Genomic DNA, 18541 nt, shown 5'->3' with positions numbered 1-18541 from the left:
AAAGTTTGAGTAATCTTTTGTCCAGCTTCAAAAGCCTAGGGCTTTTTTCCACTTTTCATTTTAGTTAAGTCCTCGATCTATTAGTATTTGTCAGCTCCACGTGTCACCACGCTTCCACCTCAAACCTATCAACCTGATCATCTTTCAGGGATCTTACTAGCTTACGCTATGGGAAATCTCATCTCGAGGGGGCTTCATGCTTAGATGCTTTCAGCACTTATCCCTTCCGCACATAGCTACCCAGCTATGCCTTTGGCAAGACAACTGGTACACCAGCGGTGCGTCCATCCCGGTCCTCTCGTACTAAGGACAGCTCCTCTCAAATTTCCTACGCCCACGACGGATAGGGACCGAACTGTCTCACGACGTTCTGAACCCAGCTCGCGTACCGCTTTAATGGGCGAACAGCCCAACCCTTGGGACCGACTACAGCCCCAGGATGCGATGAGCCGACATCGAGGTGCCAAACCTCCCCGTCGATGTGGACTCTTGGGGGAGATAAGCCTGTTATCCCCGGGGTAGCTTTTATCCGTTGAGCGATGGCCCTTCCATGCGGAACCACCGGATCACTAAGCCCGACTTTCGTCCCTGCTCGACTTGTAGGTCTCGCAGTCAAGCTCCCTTGTGCCTTTACACTCTACGAATGATTTCCAACCATTCTGAGGGAACCTTTGGGCGCCTCCGTTACTTTTTAGGAGGCGACCGCCCCAGTCAAACTGCCCACCTGACACTGTCTCCCACCCCGATAAGGGGTGCGGGTTAGAATGTCAATACAGCCAGGGTAGTATCCCACCAATGCCTCCACCGAAGCTGGCGCTCCGGCTTCCAAGGCTCCTACCTATCCTGTACAAGCTGTACCAAAATTCAATATCAGGCTACAGTAAAGCTCCACGGGGTCTTTCCGTCCTGTCGCGGGTAACCTGCATCTTCACAGGTACTATAATTTCACCGAGTCTCTCGTTGAGACAGTGCCCAGATCGTTACACCTTTCGTGCGGGTCGGAACTTACCCGACAAGGAATTTCGCTACCTTAGGACCGTTATAGTTACGGCCGCCGTTTACTGGGGCTTCAATTCAGAGCTTCGCGCGAACGCTAACCCCTCCTCTTAACCTTCCAGCACCGGGCAGGTGTCAGCCCCTATACTTCGCCTTACGGCTTCGCAGAGACCTGTGTTTTTGCTAAACAGTCGCCTGGGCCTATTCACTGCGGCTCTCTCGGGCTTGCACCCAAAAGAGCACCCCTTCTCCCGAAGTTACGGGGTCATTTTGCCGAGTTCCTTAACGAGAGTTCTCTCGCTCACCTTAGGATTCTCTCCTCGCCTACCTGTGTCGGTTTGCGGTACGGGCACCTTGAATCTCGCTAGAGGCTTTTCTTGGCAGTGTGGAATCAGGAACTTCGGTACTATATTTCCCTCGCCGTCACAGCTCCGCCTTCACGGTAATGGGATTTGCCTCATTACCAGCCTAACTGCTTGGACGTGCTAATCCAACAGCACGCTTACCCTATCCTCCTGCGTCCCCCCATCGCTCAAACGATTCATAAGGTGGTACAGGAATATCAACCTGTTGTCCATCGCCTACGCTCTTCAGCCTCGGCTTAGGTCCCGACTAACCCTGAGTGGACGAGCCTTCCTCAGGAAACCTTAGGCATTCGGTGGATGAGATTCTCACTCATCTTTCGCTACTCATACCGGCATTCTCACTTCTAAGCGCTCCACCAGTCCTTACGGTCTAGCTTCAACGCCCTTAGAACGCTCTCCTACCACTGACATCATAGATGTCAATCCACAGCTTCGGTGATACGTTTAGCCCCGGTACATTTTCGGCGCAGAGTCACTCGACCAGTGAGCTATTACGCACTCTTTAAATGGTGGCTGCTTCTAAGCCAACATCCTGGTTGTCTAAGCAACTCCACATCCTTTTCCACTTAACGTATACTTTGGGACCTTAGCTGGTGGTCTGGGCTGTTTCCCTCTTGACTACGGATCTTATCACTCGCAGTCTGACTCCCAAGGATAAGTATTTGGCATTCGGAGTTTGTCTGAATTCGGTAACCCGATGGGGGCCCCTAGTCCAAACAGTGCTCTACCTCCAATACTCTTACCTTGAGGCTAGCCCTAAAGCTATTTCGGAGAGAACCAGCTATCTCCAAGTTCGATTGGAATTTCTCCGCTACCCACACCTCATCCCCGCACTTTTCAACGTGCGTGGGTTCGGGCCTCCATCCAGTGTTACCTGGACTTCACCCTGGACATGGGTAGATCACCTGGTTTCGGGTCTACGACCACATACTCTATCGCCCTATTCAGACTCGCTTTCGCTGCGGCTCCGTCTCTTCAACTTAACCTTGCATGTAATCGTAACTCGCCGGTTCATTCTACAAAAGGCACGCTATCACCCATTAATGGGCTCTAACTACTTGTAGGCACACGGTTTCAGGATCTATTTCACTCCCCTTCCGGGGTGCTTTTCACCTTTCCCTCACGGTACTGGTTCACTATCGGTCACTAGGGAGTATTTAGCCTTGGGAGATGGTCCTCCCTGCTTCCGACGGGATTTCTCGTGTCCCGCCGTACTCAGGATCCACTCAGGAGGGAACGAAGTTTCGACTACAGGGTTTTTACCTTCTGTGACTGGCCTTTCCAGACCTATTCATCTACCCCGTTCCTTTGTAACTCCATGTAGAGTGTCCTACAACCCCAAGAGGCAAGCCTCTTGGTTTGGGCTAATCCCGTTTCGCTCGCCGCTACTAAGGGAATCGCGTTTGCTTTCTCTTCCTCCGGGTACTTAGATGTTTCAGTTCCCCGGGTCTGCCTTCAGTTACTCTATGTATTCAAGTAACGATACTATCCCATTACGGATAGTGGGTTTCCCCATTCGGAAATCTCCGGATCAAAGCTTACTTACAGCTCCCCGAAGCATATCGGTGTTAGTCCCGTCCTTCATCGGCTCCTAGTGCCAAGGCATCCACCGTGCGCCCTTTCTAACTTAACTTGTTTTCGGCTAAAGTAAACTTCGCATTTCTTTGTCAGCTTCTTCGCTGTGCTCCTCACGTACTCTCGTACGCTCCGGTGCTCACTCCGTCGCTTCCTCGACCTGCTCGTTTCTCTTTACCCTCAATTTCTCTAATTATTAGAGAATCTAAGATGGCGATTACTCGGTTTTATCTTGGTTCTTACTATACATAATCTAGTTTTCAAGGAACAAATCGGCTATTGATTAAATTACTTATCAATACCCTTGTGTTTTGAGGAATTGCTCCCTCAAAACTGAACAACAAACTGTCAACAATCTATGAATGGAATAAATCCATTTTTCCTTAGAAAGGAGGTGATCCAGCCGCACCTTCCGATACGGCTACCTTGTTACGACTTCACCCCAATCATCTATCCCACCTTAGGCGGCTGGCTCCCAGAAGGGTTACCCCACCGACTTCGGGTGTTACAAACTCTCGTGGTGTGACGGGCGGTGTGTACAAGGCCCGGGAACGTATTCACCGCGGCATGCTGATCCGCGATTACTAGCGATTCCAGCTTCATGTAGGCGAGTTGCAGCCTACAATCCGAACTGAGAATGGTTTTATGGGATTGGCTCGACCTCGCGGTTTTGCTGCCCTTTGTACCATCCATTGTAGCACGTGTGTAGCCCAGGTCATAAGGGGCATGATGATTTGACGTCATCCCCACCTTCCTCCGGTTTGTCACCGGCAGTCACCTTAGAGTGCCCAACTGAATGCTGGCAACTAAGATCAAGGGTTGCGCTCGTTGCGGGACTTAACCCAACATCTCACGACACGAGCTGACGACAACCATGCACCACCTGTCATCCTGTCCCCCGAAGGGGAACGTCCTATCTCTAGGATTGTCAGGAGATGTCAAGACCTGGTAAGGTTCTTCGCGTTGCTTCGAATTAAACCACATGCTCCACCGCTTGTGCGGGCCCCCGTCAATTCCTTTGAGTTTCAGCCTTGCGGCCGTACTCCCCAGGCGGAGTGCTTAATGCGTTTGCTGCAGCACTAAAGGGCGGAAACCCTCTAACACTTAGCACTCATCGTTTACGGCGTGGACTACCAGGGTATCTAATCCTGTTTGCTCCCCACGCTTTCGCGCCTCAGCGTCAGTTACAGACCAAAGAGTCGCCTTCGCCACTGGTGTTCCTCCACATCTCTACGCATTTCACCGCTACACGTGGAATTCCACTCTTCTCTTCTGCACTCAAGTCCCCCAGTTTCCAATGACCCTCCACGGTTGAGCCGTGGGCTTTCACATCAGACTTAAAGGACCGCCTGCGCGCGCTTTACGCCCAATAATTCCGGACAACGCTTGCCACCTACGTATTACCGCGGCTGCTGGCACGTAGTTAGCCGTGGCTTTCTGGTTAGGTACCGTCAAGGTACGAGCAGTTACTCTCGTACTTGTTCTTCCCTAACAACAGAGTTTTACGATCCGAAAACCTTCATCACTCACGCGGCGTTGCTCCGTCAGACTTTCGTCCATTGCGGAAGATTCCCTACTGCTGCCTCCCGTAGGAGTCTGGGCCGTGTCTCAGTCCCAGTGTGGCCGATCACCCTCTCAGGTCGGCTACGCATCGTCGCCTTGGTGAGCCGTTACCTCACCAACTAGCTAATGCGCCGCGGGCCCATCTGTAAGTGACAGCGTAAACCGTCTTTCAGCTTTTCTACATGAGTAGAAAAGGATTATCCGGTATTAGCTCCGGTTTCCCGAAGTTATCCCAGTCTTACAGGCAGGTTGCCCACGTGTTACTCACCCGTCCGCCGCTAACTTAAAAAGCAAGCTTTTTAAGTCCGCTCGACTTGCATGTATTAGGCACGCCGCCAGCGTTCGTCCTGAGCCAGGATCAAACTCTCCGATAAAGAGTAAGATTAGCTCATTGCTAAACTCTAGCTTTTATTACTTGTTTTGTTTCTATAACGAATGTTATAAAAACGATTATTGTTGACGTTTGTTTGTTCAGTTTTCAAAGAGCAATTTTTCTAATTGTTACCGCTTGTTTCAGAAGCGACTTTATCAATTTACCATATCAATTAGTTAGTGTCAACAACTTTTCGAAGTTTTTTTGTTTCGTTCAAACTCTTTCGTTGAGGACGAGATATAATATATCATGTAGAAATTTATTAAGCAATAGATTTTTTTGTTTTTTTTTATAAATAATCATTTTTCTTCTTCAAGCTTCATTTCCTGTCAAATATTGCAACAACGAAAGTATTTAAGATTTTATCTATATTAATAAGAAATACTAATTAATAAAATGCAAATATCGATTGCAATTCCAACCTTCATATATGAAGATATAGAAAATCCTTTCCTTCAGTCAATGTTTCTAAATCCTTATTATTGGTTATATATAGGCTACCTACTGGACCGATTCATCTAATAATAGTACATCAAATTATGGCTACTACCTAAAAATACATAACGAAGCAAAAACATAAATAAAAGAACTTTCCATTACATATTTATTTAAGAAAGACTTTCACAGGAGGTATTATGCTTATCGACATCGACTTCTTAATAAAATTAGGAATATCTACAGGACTTGGCTTAATAATCGGATTAGAAAGAGAAATAAAAAGAAAACCTGTCGGCTTGAAAACAAGTCTTGTTATCAGCATTGTCAGCTGCCTGTTGACAATTGTTTCAATAGAATCTGCATACAAGTTTCCTGGGAGTGATCATGTAAACATAACAATGGATCCACTTCGTCTCCCTGCTCAAATAGTATCTGGAATTGGGTTTTTAGGTGCTGGCGTTATTCTTCGCCGAGGAAATGACAGTATATCAGGCCTAACAACCGCAGCTCTTATCTGGGGGGCCGGCGGTATTGGCATTGCAGTGGGTGCTGGGTATTATTTAGAAGCACTAGCAGGTGTTACCCTTTTATTGGTGAGTGTAAAGTTTGTTCCTTTCATTATGAGTCTTATCGGTCCTAGACAGTTACGTGAAAAAGAAATTAAAGTAAAGCTAAAGGCAACAGAAAAAGAGGATGTTACAACAATCATTGATTCTATCCGCCGATTAAAGGCTGGGATTAAAAACTTACGCATAAAAGACTTAGAAACAGGAGAACATTCTATTAACTTAATTCTAATCGTTGATCAAAAAAGAGAGCTGACTGAATTTTATAAAGATATCTCAGGCATTAGTGGCGTTAGGGAAATTGAAATAGAAAGCTTAAACTAAACTTCCCTATTCTAACCTTGGCTAAAGATGATGGTTTGTCCCCCCGCTTCTTTAGCCCTTTATCTGTTTTATATATTGCATTCTTGCTATTTGCATGTATAATATAAATTAACATTAAATATGGGGGCTTAGCTCAGCTGGGAGAGCGCTTGCATGGCATGCAAGAGGTCGTCGGTTCGATCCCGATAGTCTCCACCAATGTACATAATTTCAAAGACATTTGTTTGGTTGCTTATAAAGCATTCCGTGCAAATGTCTTTTTTGCGTCTTTTTATGTTTCCACAAGTATATCCCTCCCTATTATTCACACACTAATCAATATCAAAAATTTCCAACATAATAAGTGTAAAAAATATTTATATTTTGTCGGATTTTATGGATTATTTGTCGTACATTCTGTATAATCATGCTTATTGAATTTTTTCAATATAGTTAAAGGAGGTTTTTCATTTTGGGTAAAGCATTAATTATTGGTGCTGGCGGTGTGGCAAGTGTTGTTGCACATAAATGCTGCCAAGTACCTGATGTATTTGAAGAAATTTGTATTGCAAGCAGAACACTTTCAAAATGTGAAGCGCTTAAAAATAAATTAGACGGTGGCAAAACGAAGGTTTCTATTGCTCAAGTCGATGCAGATAAGACAGAAGAAGTAATTGAATTAATCAATAGCTTCAAGCCAGATGTAGTGATTAACGTGGCATTGCCATACCAAGACTTAACAATCATGGATGCATGTCTTGCAACGGGAGTTCACTACCTGGATACAGCTAACTATGAGCCACCAGAAACTGCTAAGTTCGAATATAAATGGCAATGGGATTATAAACAAAAATTTGAAGAAGCTGGCTTAACTGCACTTTTAGGCAGCGGATTTGATCCAGGTGTAACTGGTGTATTTACTGCTTATGCACAAAAGCATCATTTTGATGAGATTCACTATATTGATATCGTTGATGCTAACGGCGGTGATCACGGGTATCCGTTCGCTACAAACTTCAACCCAGAAATCAATATTCGTGAAATTACAGCTAATGGCCGTTATTTCGAAAACGGTGAGTGGGTAGAGACTGCACCACTTTCCGAGAAGAGAGAATATGATTTGGCAGAAGTTGGACCAAAAAACATTTATCTTCTATATCATGAAGAATTAGAATCTTTAGCTGTTAACATTAAAGGCGTGAAAAGAATCCGTTTCTGGATGACATTCTCTGACAACTACTTGAACCATCTTAAAGTTCTTGAAAATGTCGGCATGACATCTATCGAGCCTATTAACTATGAAGGCAAAGAAATCATTCCTTTGCAGTTCTTGAAAGAATTGCTTCCAGATCCTGCTTCTCTTGGACCTAGAACTAAAGGAAAAACTAACATTGGCTGTATCATCCAAGGAATTAAAGACGGTAAGCCAAAAACTTACTATGTATACAATGTATGTGACCACCAAGAATGCTACAGAGAGGTTGGCTCACAAGCAATTTCTTATACAACAGGTGTTCCAGCTATGATCGGTGCAATGCTTATCATTAAAGGACAATGGAAAAAGCCAGGCGTATACAATGTGGAAGAATTCGATCCAGATCCATTCATGGATGCATTGAACAAACACGGATTGCCATGGCAGGAGAACTTCTCTCCAACTCTTATAGATTGAGAGGAAAGAAATGAAAAACATTGAATTTGATAAAGTACCATCTCCTAGTTATGTAGTGGACGAGCGTCTTCTTAAGAAAAACCTGGAGACATTGAACTATGTTCAAGAAAAAACTGGTGCCAAGATTCTCCTTGCATTAAAAGGATTTTCGATGCACTCTGTATTTCCACTTGTTTCAAAGTACCTTACAGGAGTAACTTCAAGCTCTTTGTTTGAAGCTAGATTAGGTTTTGAAAAGATGGGAAAAGAGGTTCATTCATATGCACCAGCATATATGGACAGCGAGTTCGATGAACTGATGTTATACACGGACCATATTGTTTTCAATTCCTTTGCACAATGGGACCGTTTTAAAGATAAAGTAAAAAATGCGGACAAGAAAATTGATGTCGGAATTCGTATCAATCCAGAGTACTCTGAGATTGAAACAGAACTCTATAACCCATGTGCTCCGTATTCAAGATTCGGTGTTACATTGGATAATTTCGATGCTGATCGTCTTGATGAAATTGATGGCCTTCATTTCCATACAATGTGTGAGCAAAACTCCGACACTTTAAAGAGAACACTTAAAGTAGTTGACGAGAAGTTTGGCGAACATATTAAAAAGGTCAAGTGGCTGAATCTTGGCGGTGGTCATCATATTACAAGACCAGATTATGATATCGAAACATTAATTGAATGCATACTTTACTTAAAAGATAAATATGATGTCGAAGTTTATCTTGAGCCTGGTGAAGCAATTGCTTTAAATACCGGCTATCTTGTGAGTACTGTTCTTGACGTTATGAAAAACGGAATGGATTTGGCTATTCTTGATACTTCAGCTACATGCCATATGCCTGATGTTCTTGAGATGCCATACAGACCTAATATCATCGGTGCTGGAATGCCTGGTGAATATGAATACACATACAGACTTGGTGGAATGACTTGCCTTTCAGGAGATGTCATCGGTGACTACTCCTTTAAAGAGCCATTAAAGCCTGGTGATAAAATTGTGTTCTGCGATATGGCTCATTATACAATGGTGAAAAATCATATGTTTAATGGTGTAAATCTCCCTTCTATTGTGTCATACAATGACGAAGAAGGAATTAAAGTCGTAAGACAATTTAAGTTTGAGGATTACAGCAACCGCCTATCATAAGAAATGAACCCCTTCTCTAATTTAGAGAAGGGGTTTTTTCATGCATATTCCTCTAAGAAAAGGGTAAGTGGAAAAAGATAATAACAAAAAACTAGTAACGTATAGGAGTGACAGAAAAATGAACCGAATGGATAAAAAAGTAGCTGTCATAACAGGCGGTGCTTCCGGAATTGGAAAAGCCTCTGCCATTCGCTTAGCACAAGAAGGGGCAAAAATTACTATTATTGATAGAAATGCAGAAAGAGGCAAAGCTGTCATAAAAGAAATTACTGAATTAGGTGGAGAAGCGATATTTTGTCAAGCAGATATAACTAATGAAAAACAAGTAGCTGATGCAATGGCACAAACAGCTAAAAAATGGGGTACAATAACTACTCTTTTTGCTAATGCAGGTATTGTCGGAACGGTATCTCCTATTGAGCAGTTTTCAACAAAGGATTGGGCTGCTACTATTCAAAATAATGTAATTGGAACATTTGAAACCGTCAAGCAAGCTATTCCCTATTTGAAAGATAATGGTGGTACAATCACCATTACCAGCTCTGTTAGCGGGAATCGCCGTTTTGCCCAAGAAGGATTCTCTGCTTATAGTTCCTCTAAAGCAGCAATTGCAGCATTTGCAAAAATGGCTGCAATCGAGCTGGCACAACACAAAATACGAGTCAATTCTATTTGCCCTGGTACTATCGATACCAATATTTTTGAATCTCTGCAGGAGTCAGAGAGCGTTAATGAAATAAACTTCCCATTTGATATCCCGGAAAACGGAATACCTTTAAAGCAAGAGGCTGGAAAACCAAAGGAAGTAGCAAACTTATTCCTGTTTTTAGCTTCTGATGAAGCTTCCCACCTAACAGGCACGGAAGTATATGTAGATAGTGCCGAATCATTAATTAAAGGTTAAAGGAGGAGCATTATATGCCTTATAAAAATGTGAAGGATTTGCCAGAATCGGTACAGGATAACTTGCCACACCACGCTCAGGAAATTTTTAAAGAAGCATTTAATTCTGCCTTGGGTGAATATCATAAAGAAGAAACTGCTTTTAAAGTGGCATGGAGCGCAGTAAAAAATAAATACCACAAGGATAATGACGGGAATTGGACAGCTAAGGATTAACACAATAATAAAAAGACATCAGCTAAACACTATTTAGGCTGATGTCTTTTTATTGATATTAGCTGTTTGTAAGCTTCCCTTCTGTGGACACTTGCCATTCAAATCCGTATTTATCCTCCACTTGGCCATATAAAGGGCTCCAAAATGTTTCCTGAAGCGGCATCTTCACCTTACCGCCCTCTTCTAAGGCCGCAAATACTCTTTTTGTATCCTCCGGGTCCTCCAAAATAATAGCAGTAGTCACATTAGTTCCTACCGAATATGACATTCCCGGAAAATTGTCTGAAAGCATCAAGTCTATGTTTCCGACTTTCAGTTGTGCATTTAACACACGATTTTTCGCCTCTTCTGGCAATGGCTTTTCAGAATCATGGGGCATATCACCAAAAAGCTGAACACTTATTACTTCAGCATGGAGTGCGTTCTTATAAAATTCTACTGCTTCTCTTCCATTTCCGTTTAATACGAAATAAGGATACATCGATTTAATCATGATCCCACTCCTTCTACTCTTAATAATCTCTAATATTCTCTCTTTAGTAGCAAATTCCCTTTATACCATCATTAAATTAGACCTCTAAAAGATTAGAGGTCTAAAAGTTACTGCTTATTGGTAACCATTTTCACGATTAGCAGCTTCATCTTTAGCTTCTTCTCGGAATGCATTAATCGATTCTTCTCTTCTTCTGTTTTTAGCTTCTATATTAGCTCTTTCATCAGCTGATGCATTTGCCATTGTCTCTTCTGATTTTTCGATATTGTCTAATGTATTTTCAATCATATCTTGCAGCTTTTCTACATTATCTTCTCTGTTATCTGGATTTGGACGATTATTTGTCATGGCTTTTTCCTCCTGTAATTTAAAATACTATAGTATTTTGTTTATTTCTTATTTTTTTATACACAGGTGAAAAATGTAATTTAACGAATCTTTCTCATTTATTAAGGGAAAATTCAGGTTGCACACTTATACTTTAATCATATATTCAACAGAAAGGAAGCAGCAAAATGGTTATACAGAATGTCTCAACAAACAGCACGTATTTAAATACTTTTGCAAAATTCTCAACAAGTAATAATAACGAATCTTCTCTTGAGAGCAAGAAGCAGCAATTGGAGAATCAGCTTAGCAGGCTCGAGCAAAATCAACAGCTCTCAACAGAAACAAAGGAACAGCAGGTAAAAACAATCAAACAGCAAATTACGAAAATAGATGAACAATTAACTTCGTTGCAATTATCATCAACAGCTTCATCGACTGCTACAAAGCAACAGGATACACTGTCTATAAGCAAGGAAGCATATGCTTTATTCGCAAAGAAAAATGCCAGCTAACAAAAAAAGGAAAAACATAAAATGTCTTTCCTTTTCCTTTAACCTATAATAGGAAGTATTATTGTTACACACGTACCTAACCCTTCCTTGCTTTTAACGAACATCTGACCATCATTATCCTGCAATAGTCTGTTGCAGACGGTTAAGCCAATCCCATTGCCTTTTTCTTTACTTGTATAATAAGGCTCCCAAATTCGGTTGAGAAGCTCTTTGTTGATGCCTTCTCCATTATCTATCATCCGAATTCTGACAGTGTCTGCATTGCAGTCTATAATCATCTTTACTTTCCCGCTGCCACTAGGTATGGCCTCAAGACTATTTTTCAACACATTTATGATTACCTGCTTAAAATGTGATTTTTCCATCGAAACAAAGGTGGGGTTATTCTGTCTGTCCTCTAGGATGATTTCCTTGTTCTGTTCAATTGCTAACGCCTGAAATAGAAGCTTAATATTTTGCAGTTCGGCGAAGGGTTGACTCCTTAAAGACTCATTTCTTGCAGCTGCTATTGCTTCGGGCTTCCCAAGGATGAGCAATTCCTTTAGCACATGATTAATACGATCTATTTCTTCTAATAGTATATCTTCGTAGCCTGTTTTATTGCTTTTTTCTTTCAGAAGCTGGATAAAGCCTCTTATAGTTGTTAATGGGTTTCTTATTTCATGGGCAACACTCGCAGCCATTTCACCAACCACTTTCAGCTTTTCAGAGGAAATAATCAACTGTTCATTTCTTTTTTGCTCTGTTATATCCATTCCGAAGTAAATAGTACGCCTACCTTCATTATTGTAGTTAAGCTCTTTTCTGCCCCATAATATATAATGTTTATCCCCATTTACATCCAAGAATTTTTGTGGCTTTATTGTTTCCATACTGATCTCATTCGTTATACAAGAATGAGGTTTGCCAAGAAGATCACTGCTGTCCCTTTTTAATAGCTCACATAAGGAGTCATTTACTTTAATGATTGTCTCTCCATCCATTACTAGAAGATAATTCGGGTTTATATTCATGATTGCCTCTAGCTGCTCACTTTGCTTCAGCACTTCTCCATTCATAGCATTTATCTTGTATGACTGCATTTGAAAAAAACCAATAAATAATATGATTGCAGCAAAAATTGAATTAAAGCTTGAGTAATACAGCGGTATAAAAGCAAAACCACTTAAGTTACCGTTAATAAATATAAGAATAGCTGCAGTTACAAGCTTTACATAAAATTTTTTATCTGCAATGTCCCTTATTTTTGTTGTAATAAATAGCAGCAGGAATGTATTAAGATAACCTAAAACAATATTGACCATAAAAAACACATTTCCGACTCCATATACTGGCAACAGGTGTGAAGGAGACAATAGCTGGTCATCTCTCACTTTATACGATTCAATCCCAAAATCAATAAAGTTAATAATGTAGACAAAAAAAGTATATAAGAGGAATGTGACAAGCACTCCTTTGTTTAAAAGCCATCTGTATTTTCTTAACTCATCATTTTTTCGTACTAAATAATAGGAGAAGTAATACATTATTGGCATGATGAAAATGGAACCACCTCTAAAAATACGAAAAAGCGTATCAATCCACTTAAGGGAAAGCACTTCATCTGCATAAAGGGTAGCAACATCCATTTGCCAAAAGGATAACATCCCTAAAAAGAGGGAAAGTGCTATAGCTAATCTAGTTTTTGAAAAAAACAGGACTGTCAGGGAAATAATGAGTGGAATTAATGCTACCATCATCAATAATATAAATTCCATTCTAGAACCCTCCTGTCCAATCCGCATGCTGTATAGTCAAATGATTACAGCTTTCCAATCGCAAATTTGCGATTTTCATACTAGTAATCAAAGCTGTATGGTAATAATTCATAGTTACTGATTTTTCCCCTATTCAAGTATTCACCTTATTTTACTATGAATTGTTTCGTTTGAGTAAAAAGTCTGATTTTTTTTCAAGAAAATTTCACAGACAAAAAGGAAACAAATATGGCTTGGTTCGCCCAGCCGCATTTGTTTCCTTTTCTCATTGCCATTTATTAATCAATGATATTTTGCCAATCGCCTTACCTGTTTCCAAGTATTCATGCGACTTGCCAGCCTCTTCAAATGAAAAATCCTTTTCATCAACTAACGCCTTAAGCTTTCCTGCTTCTACAATCTCTGCAATTTTTTGAAGAATAACTCCATGTTCCACCCTTTTTGTTTCGTCCAATATTTTTAAAAGCATAAAGGTAATATGTAAGGATAGACCTTTTGCATGCATTGGCGACAAATCATGTGTTGATCTTGCGGCAATTGCAAGTACTGTGCCATGGGCTGCTGCTGCCTGAAAGGATGTATCCAAATTCTTTCCACCAACAGTGTCAAATACAGTCTGAAATCCATTTCCTCCAGTATATTTTTCTACATACTCTTCAACTGTTTCAGCTTTATAGTCAATTACTGTGTCTGCACCTAATGATTTTGCTATATTTGCTTTTTCCTCTGAGGAAACAGTTGTATAAACGTTAGCACCCTTCCACTTTGCAAGCTGTAATGCGATATGACCGACACCGCCTGTACCGCCATGAATTAATATATTTTGATTTGCAGACAAATTTCCTTTTACAAAAAGCGCATCCCAAGCAGTTATGCTAACTAGTGGCAGACATGCTGCTTGCTGCATCGTAATATTTTTAGGTTTTCGCGCTAATAATCGCACATCAGCAAGCATAAATTCTGTTAATGCCCCGCCTGTTCCTTTAAAACCGCCGGCACAGCCAAAAACTTCATCTCCAACCTTAAAGCTTTCGACACCTTCGCCTACTTCTTCTACAATTCCTGCGACATCGCCATGAAGGACAGCAGGCAGCTCCGGGGAAGCAGCTGGAACTGCTCCTGCTCTAATCTTTGCATCAATTGGATTTACACTTGAAGCCATTACTTTAATAATTACATAGCCAGGTTTAATAGTGGGCTTATCCATTTCTACTTCACGAAATACAGAAGAATTACCATATGAATCTACAATCATTGCTTTCATCATTAATTACCTCTCCTCTCCCTTTTATTTTACAGAAAATTAAAAGAGAGAGGAACTCTTTATGTATTGGTTTTAATTTCAAGTAAAAAGGTTATTAAGGAAGTACTTGCTAGCTTAATAAAAACAATCTTAGGAGGAATTATTATGAGTGATTTGTCAAACAAAGTGGCATTAATTACAGGTGCGGCATCTGGAATTGGGCATGCAGCCGCAATTTCTCTAGTGAAAAGCGGTGCAAAAGTAGCACTGCTCGACTTAATCCCCAAAAATTTAGAAGCTGTTGATAAAGAAATTAAAGAGCTTGGCGGAGAAGCCCTTATTTTAGAAGCAAATATAGCAGATCCTTGTTCTATGAGCACTGCAATTGATTATATTATCAACAAATGGGGACATCTTGATATTGTGTTTGCAAATGCAGGAATCAATGGAACAGTCTCACCGATTGAACATCTCGCTCCAGAGGATTGGGACAAAACAATGCAAATCAATCTTAAGGGTACCTTCCTCACAATTAAATACGCTGTTCCTCATTTGAAAAAAAATGGCGGAAGCATCATTATTACCAGCAGCATTAACGGAAACAGAACATACTCCAGTTTTGGTATGTCCGCATACAGCACTTCCAAAGCCGGTCAAGTTGCCTTTGGTAAAATGGCCGCATTGGAGCTCGCCAAGTATAAAATAAGGGTAAATATTATCTGTCCTGGAGCAATTGATACAAATATTGAAGAGAACACTTTCCGTGAAGAGGAAAAACTGAAAGAAATTGCTATCCCTGTAGAATATCCGGAGGGAAGTCAGCCGCTTGCACAAAAATCTGGCGAGCCAAAACAGGTTGCAGATCTTGTCCTGTTCCTGAGCTCTGATGCCTCCAGTCATGTTACTGGAACAGAAATTTATATCGATGGCGCTGAATCACTGCTTTAATAATCATTGGCTAAGTTTGCATTTACTCTGCATCCTTAGCCTTTTTATTTGTAAAACATATGAGAGGGGGGATTCCTGTCAATTATGCTACAATGTCATTACTGACTGCTTGAGAGGAGGTTTTTCTCTCAAGTGAATATTCGGGTACAGGAGGTTAATTAAAATGAATGAAGTAATAAAAACATTAACACAGCACCGTTCTTACCGTAAATATGAAAATAAAAGTGTACCAAATGAAATGCTTCATGCTATCTTGGATTCTGCACAAGCTGCACCATCCTGGATAAACGGGCAGCATGTAACTGTCATAGTAGTGGAGGACCATAATAGAAAGGAAAAACTGGCAGAGCTTTGCGGTAATCAAAAGCATATTAATGAAGCACCTGTATTTTTGGTCTTCTGTATGGACTTCCACCGAACAGAGCTTTCAGCTAACCTGGAAAACACTACTTTCGGTGCAGCAGATCAATCAGACCTGTTACTTGTTGGAGCAACAGATGCAGGAATTGCTTTGGCAAATGCAATAACAGCTGCTGAATCACTCGGATTGGGTACTGTTCCAATCGGAGGTATCAGAAGGAATGCACCAGAAGTGATTGAGTTTTTACAGCTTCCTAAATATGTAGTGCCTATTTCTGGTTTATGCATCGGTTTTCCTGCTGAAGATCCTGGTGTTAAGCCAAGACTTCCTAAAGAGGCTTATGTTCATAAAGAAACCTATCATAATGACCAAACAGAAGCTTTAAAGGAATATAATGAAGTATTTAAGAAGTACTTACAAGAACGCGGCAGTGAACAAGCAAATTGGACAAACAGGGTTGCCAACTTTTATAAGCAGCCATATTATCCAAGCATTGGACCAGTCCTGCAAAAACAAGGCTTTCATGCAAAGGATTTGAAGGAATAAAAGTGTGGTATAAATCCATGCTACGCTGTCTCAAAGTTAGATAAAATTACTTATTATTCTTTTTTAAAAAGGTTATTTTTATTTTGTCCCCAATAGAGTATAGGTCGTTTCATTACACTAAGATTTATACTTATTGTTTTTAAATCGAAAAACATAAAAAACCAAACTATTAAAATCAATAAACGATTAAATAGTTTGGTTTTTTAATGAGAATTAAATACTTATGTCCCAGACTCTCTCTACTGTCCAAGCTTCGGAAAGGTGATTTCAAAGCGTGTGCCTTTTTCCAGCTCACTGTCCACTCTTATCGTTCCTGAATGCTTGTCGATAATCCACTTTGCGATGGACAATCCTAAGCCAGTTCCTTCTATATCTGTCCGTGATTGTTCGACTTGATAGAAACGGTTGAATATTTTGGAAATGTCCTGCTTTGGAATACCAATGCCGTTGTCTTTTACCTCTAATTCAATCGTATGAGCCTTAGCAGCGGCATTTATAGCAATTGTGCCACCCTCATCCGTAAACTTCATGCTATTATCAACGAGTATGACAAGCAACTGGTGTATTCGCTCTTTGTCACCAATCAGCTTGATTGGTGTAATTGTATCTGTATAAATCCTTTTCCCTTGGAACTCTGCTATATCTGCATACTGGTCAATTACTTCTTGAATGAGAACATCTAAGGCAAATTCTTGCTTCGATATTTCCATCTGGTTTGAATCAGACCTTGCAAGTGTTAACAAACTGGTAACAAGCTTATTCAGCCTTCGTGTCTCTTTCGAGATAACAGAGATGTCAATCGCCTTTTCCTGAATGGTGGCATCAGGTTCCTGGAACAGAAGATCTGTTCTCGATTGAATAACAGCTAACGGCGTTCTTAGCTCATGAGAAGCATCTGAAACGAATTGCTGCTGTGATTCCCATGATTTTTGAATTGGTACTAAAGCTCGCCCCGCAAGGAAATAACCAGCTAGTATTGCGAATATGCTACCCGCAAGCACACCTAAAGTCATAATGATAATCAATCTGTTCAGCATTGATTTTTCCGGATTGGTGCTGCGAATAAACTGAAAGGTTTCCTTTGTTCCATCCTCCATCTTAACTTTGACAGCAATAGTGTTATAACTGTAGCCGCTGACTGTCTGTTTCTCAACAATCCTATCGTAATCCTTTGGATAAAAATTCTCGAACTCACTTGCATAATTTATGATGTTTTGGGATATCGAATCTATCTCTTTATCTTCTGTCCATTTAATGAGGGAGATTTGCGGGTCGCCCACTGGACCCCTTCCGACTTCCCTTTGGTCTGGATGACTAACGGATTCCACCGCTTCTTCCAGTGACTTATTTATATCCTTATATATTTGCTTTTCTGTGTAATGATAAATCATCACACCAAGGACGACCATCAATAATATGAATACAAGCGAATTAAGAAAGGTTAACTTAATTCTTGTCTTTTGGAACATAGTGTATCCCCTTATGCTTTCTTCAAAATATATCCAACACCTCGGACAGTTTGAATATCTTTATGATAAGCAAAATCTTCTAATTTTTTGCGAAGCTGATGAATGAACACTTCCACTATGGCGATTGTCGTATCAGAATCAAATCCCCAAATACGGTCAAATATTTGTTCCTTCGTTAGAATTTTCCCTGTGTTTTGGATTAAATACTCCAGCAATTCATATTGCTTGACCGTTAACTTAATTGGAACACCTTTCACAAGCACATCATTTTCTTTTCCAGTCAGCACTATTTCATCATACTTAAGCCCTGCATCTATATCTAATGCTCCGCTTCTTCTAAGCAGTGCTTTAATTCTTGCCTCTAGCTCAGGAGCCTGAAACGGTTTGACTAAATAATCGTCTCCGCCGAATTCTAAGCCTTTTACCCTGTCCTCAAGCGAATCCTTTGCTGTTAAGAACAGTACGGGTGTATTAACCTTTTCCTTGCGCAGTATTTGCACAATTTCAAAGCCATTCATATATGGTAGCATGACATCCAAGACGATTAAATCATATATGTTTTGCTGTGCAAAAAATAATCCGTCTTCGCCATTATCTGCAGTATCCACAGAATATTCCTTCTCCAATATCCCTTTTATGGATTCTAATAATGGCTTATTATCCTCCACAACTAGTAATTTCATCGTATTATATCTCCTTTGGCTTTTAAGTTTGGCATTTGCTAAGCTGATTCATTAGCATTATTTATAACATAAGCCCAAG

General features: G+C 40.7%; 14 protein-coding genes, 1 tRNA gene and 2 rRNA genes. 9 read left to right on the top strand and 8 right to left on the bottom strand.

The window, feature by feature from the left end:
- Positions 1 to 60 precede the first annotated feature (60 nt).
- Positions 61 to 2994 (bottom strand): 23S ribosomal RNA (locus NQZ71_RS06310).
- A gap of 329 nt (positions 2995 to 3323) precedes the next feature.
- Positions 3324 to 4873 (bottom strand): 16S ribosomal RNA (locus tag NQZ71_RS06305).
- The 16S and 23S rRNA genes sit together here, the layout of an rRNA operon.
- A 634-nt stretch (positions 4874 to 5507) precedes the next feature.
- Between NQZ71_RS06305 and NQZ71_RS06300 the strand changes: the two genes are divergently transcribed.
- From NQZ71_RS06300 to NQZ71_RS06275, 6 genes are all read left to right on the top strand, one after another.
- Positions 5508 to 6200 carry an MgtC/SapB family protein gene (locus NQZ71_RS06300; protein ID WP_186303942.1) on the top strand — a complete coding sequence of 231 codons (693 nt, stop codon included), beginning with the start codon at positions 5508 to 5510 and terminating at the stop codon, positions 6198 to 6200.
- A gap of 122 nt (positions 6201 to 6322) precedes the next feature.
- Positions 6323 to 6398: transfer RNA gene (locus NQZ71_RS06295), tRNA-Ala, on the top strand.
- 253 nt (positions 6399 to 6651) lie between these two features.
- Positions 6652 to 7851, top strand: coding sequence for a saccharopine dehydrogenase family protein (locus NQZ71_RS06290; protein ID WP_127737948.1), 1200 nt, complete (start codon positions 6652 to 6654; stop codon positions 7849 to 7851).
- A 10-nt stretch (positions 7852 to 7861) separates the two neighbouring features.
- Complete coding sequence (gene nspC / locus NQZ71_RS06285) at positions 7862 to 9001, top strand: carboxynorspermidine decarboxylase (RefSeq protein ID WP_144453440.1); 1140 nt, start codon at positions 7862 to 7864, stop codon at positions 8999 to 9001.
- A 118-nt stretch (positions 9002 to 9119) separates the two neighbouring features.
- Entirely contained in the window at positions 9120 to 9905 is a 786-nt protein-coding gene (locus NQZ71_RS06280) for an SDR family NAD(P)-dependent oxidoreductase (protein ID WP_144453442.1), read from the top strand.
- Positions 9906 to 9919: 14 nt separating this feature from the next.
- Positions 9920 to 10120: a ChaB family protein gene (locus NQZ71_RS06275; RefSeq protein WP_144453444.1), complete on the top strand. Its 201-nt coding sequence runs from the start codon at positions 9920 to 9922 to the stop codon at positions 10118 to 10120.
- 58 nt (positions 10121 to 10178) lie between these two features.
- On the opposite strand, the gene NQZ71_RS06270 is transcribed toward NQZ71_RS06275, so the two are convergent.
- Positions 10179 to 10613: a VOC family protein gene (locus tag NQZ71_RS06270; protein WP_317011528.1), complete on the bottom strand. Its 435-nt coding sequence runs from the start codon at positions 10611 to 10613 to the stop codon at positions 10179 to 10181.
- 114 nt (positions 10614 to 10727) lie between these two features.
- Positions 10728 to 10961: a small acid-soluble spore protein Tlp gene (gene tlp, locus NQZ71_RS06265; RefSeq protein WP_144453448.1), complete on the bottom strand. Its 234-nt coding sequence runs from the start codon at positions 10959 to 10961 to the stop codon at positions 10728 to 10730.
- A 167-nt stretch (positions 10962 to 11128) separates the two neighbouring features.
- Here tlp and NQZ71_RS06260 point away from each other — a divergent pair, with 167 nt between their 5' ends.
- Complete coding sequence (locus tag NQZ71_RS06260) at positions 11129 to 11455, top strand: hypothetical protein (protein ID WP_260055967.1); 327 nt, start codon at positions 11129 to 11131, stop codon at positions 11453 to 11455.
- Between the two features lie 38 nt (positions 11456 to 11493).
- On the opposite strand, the gene NQZ71_RS06255 is transcribed toward NQZ71_RS06260, so the two are convergent.
- Positions 11494 to 13212: an ATP-binding protein gene (locus NQZ71_RS06255; protein WP_186303943.1), complete on the bottom strand. Its 1719-nt coding sequence runs from the start codon at positions 13210 to 13212 to the stop codon at positions 11494 to 11496.
- A 265-nt stretch (positions 13213 to 13477) separates the two neighbouring features.
- Positions 13478 to 14476: a zinc-dependent alcohol dehydrogenase family protein gene (locus tag NQZ71_RS06250; RefSeq protein WP_317011729.1), complete on the bottom strand. Its 999-nt coding sequence runs from the start codon at positions 14474 to 14476 to the stop codon at positions 13478 to 13480.
- A gap of 144 nt (positions 14477 to 14620) precedes the next feature.
- Between NQZ71_RS06250 and NQZ71_RS06245 the strand changes: the two genes are divergently transcribed.
- Together NQZ71_RS06245 and NQZ71_RS06240 are read left to right on the top strand one after the other, a co-directional pair.
- Entirely contained in the window at positions 14621 to 15403 is a 783-nt protein-coding gene (locus tag NQZ71_RS06245) for an SDR family oxidoreductase (protein ID WP_275009279.1), read from the top strand.
- A 163-nt stretch (positions 15404 to 15566) separates the two neighbouring features.
- Positions 15567 to 16310, top strand: a complete 744-nt coding sequence (locus NQZ71_RS06240; RefSeq protein ID WP_317011527.1) for an NADPH-dependent oxidoreductase — start codon at positions 15567 to 15569, stop codon at positions 16308 to 16310.
- A 239-nt stretch (positions 16311 to 16549) separates the two neighbouring features.
- Here the strand turns inward: NQZ71_RS06240 and NQZ71_RS06235 are convergent, their stop codons facing one another.
- Both NQZ71_RS06235 and NQZ71_RS06230 read right to left on the bottom strand, forming a co-directional pair.
- On the bottom strand, positions 16550 to 17779 hold the full coding sequence (locus NQZ71_RS06235; RefSeq protein ID WP_127737958.1) for a sensor histidine kinase: 1230 nt from the start codon (positions 17777 to 17779) through the stop codon (positions 16550 to 16552).
- Positions 17780 to 17790: 11 nt separating this feature from the next.
- Positions 17791 to 18462: a response regulator transcription factor gene (locus NQZ71_RS06230; protein WP_144453459.1), complete on the bottom strand. Its 672-nt coding sequence runs from the start codon at positions 18460 to 18462 to the stop codon at positions 17791 to 17793.
- Between the last annotated feature and the right edge of the window lie 79 nt (positions 18463 to 18541).

This window comes from Niallia taxi, assembly GCF_032818155.1.
Taxonomy (GTDB): domain Bacteria; phylum Bacillota; class Bacilli; order Bacillales; family Cytobacillaceae; genus Niallia; species Niallia taxi_A.
Note: the sequence above shows the minus strand (reverse complement) of the source record. Positions and strands in the feature narration are given on the sequence as shown.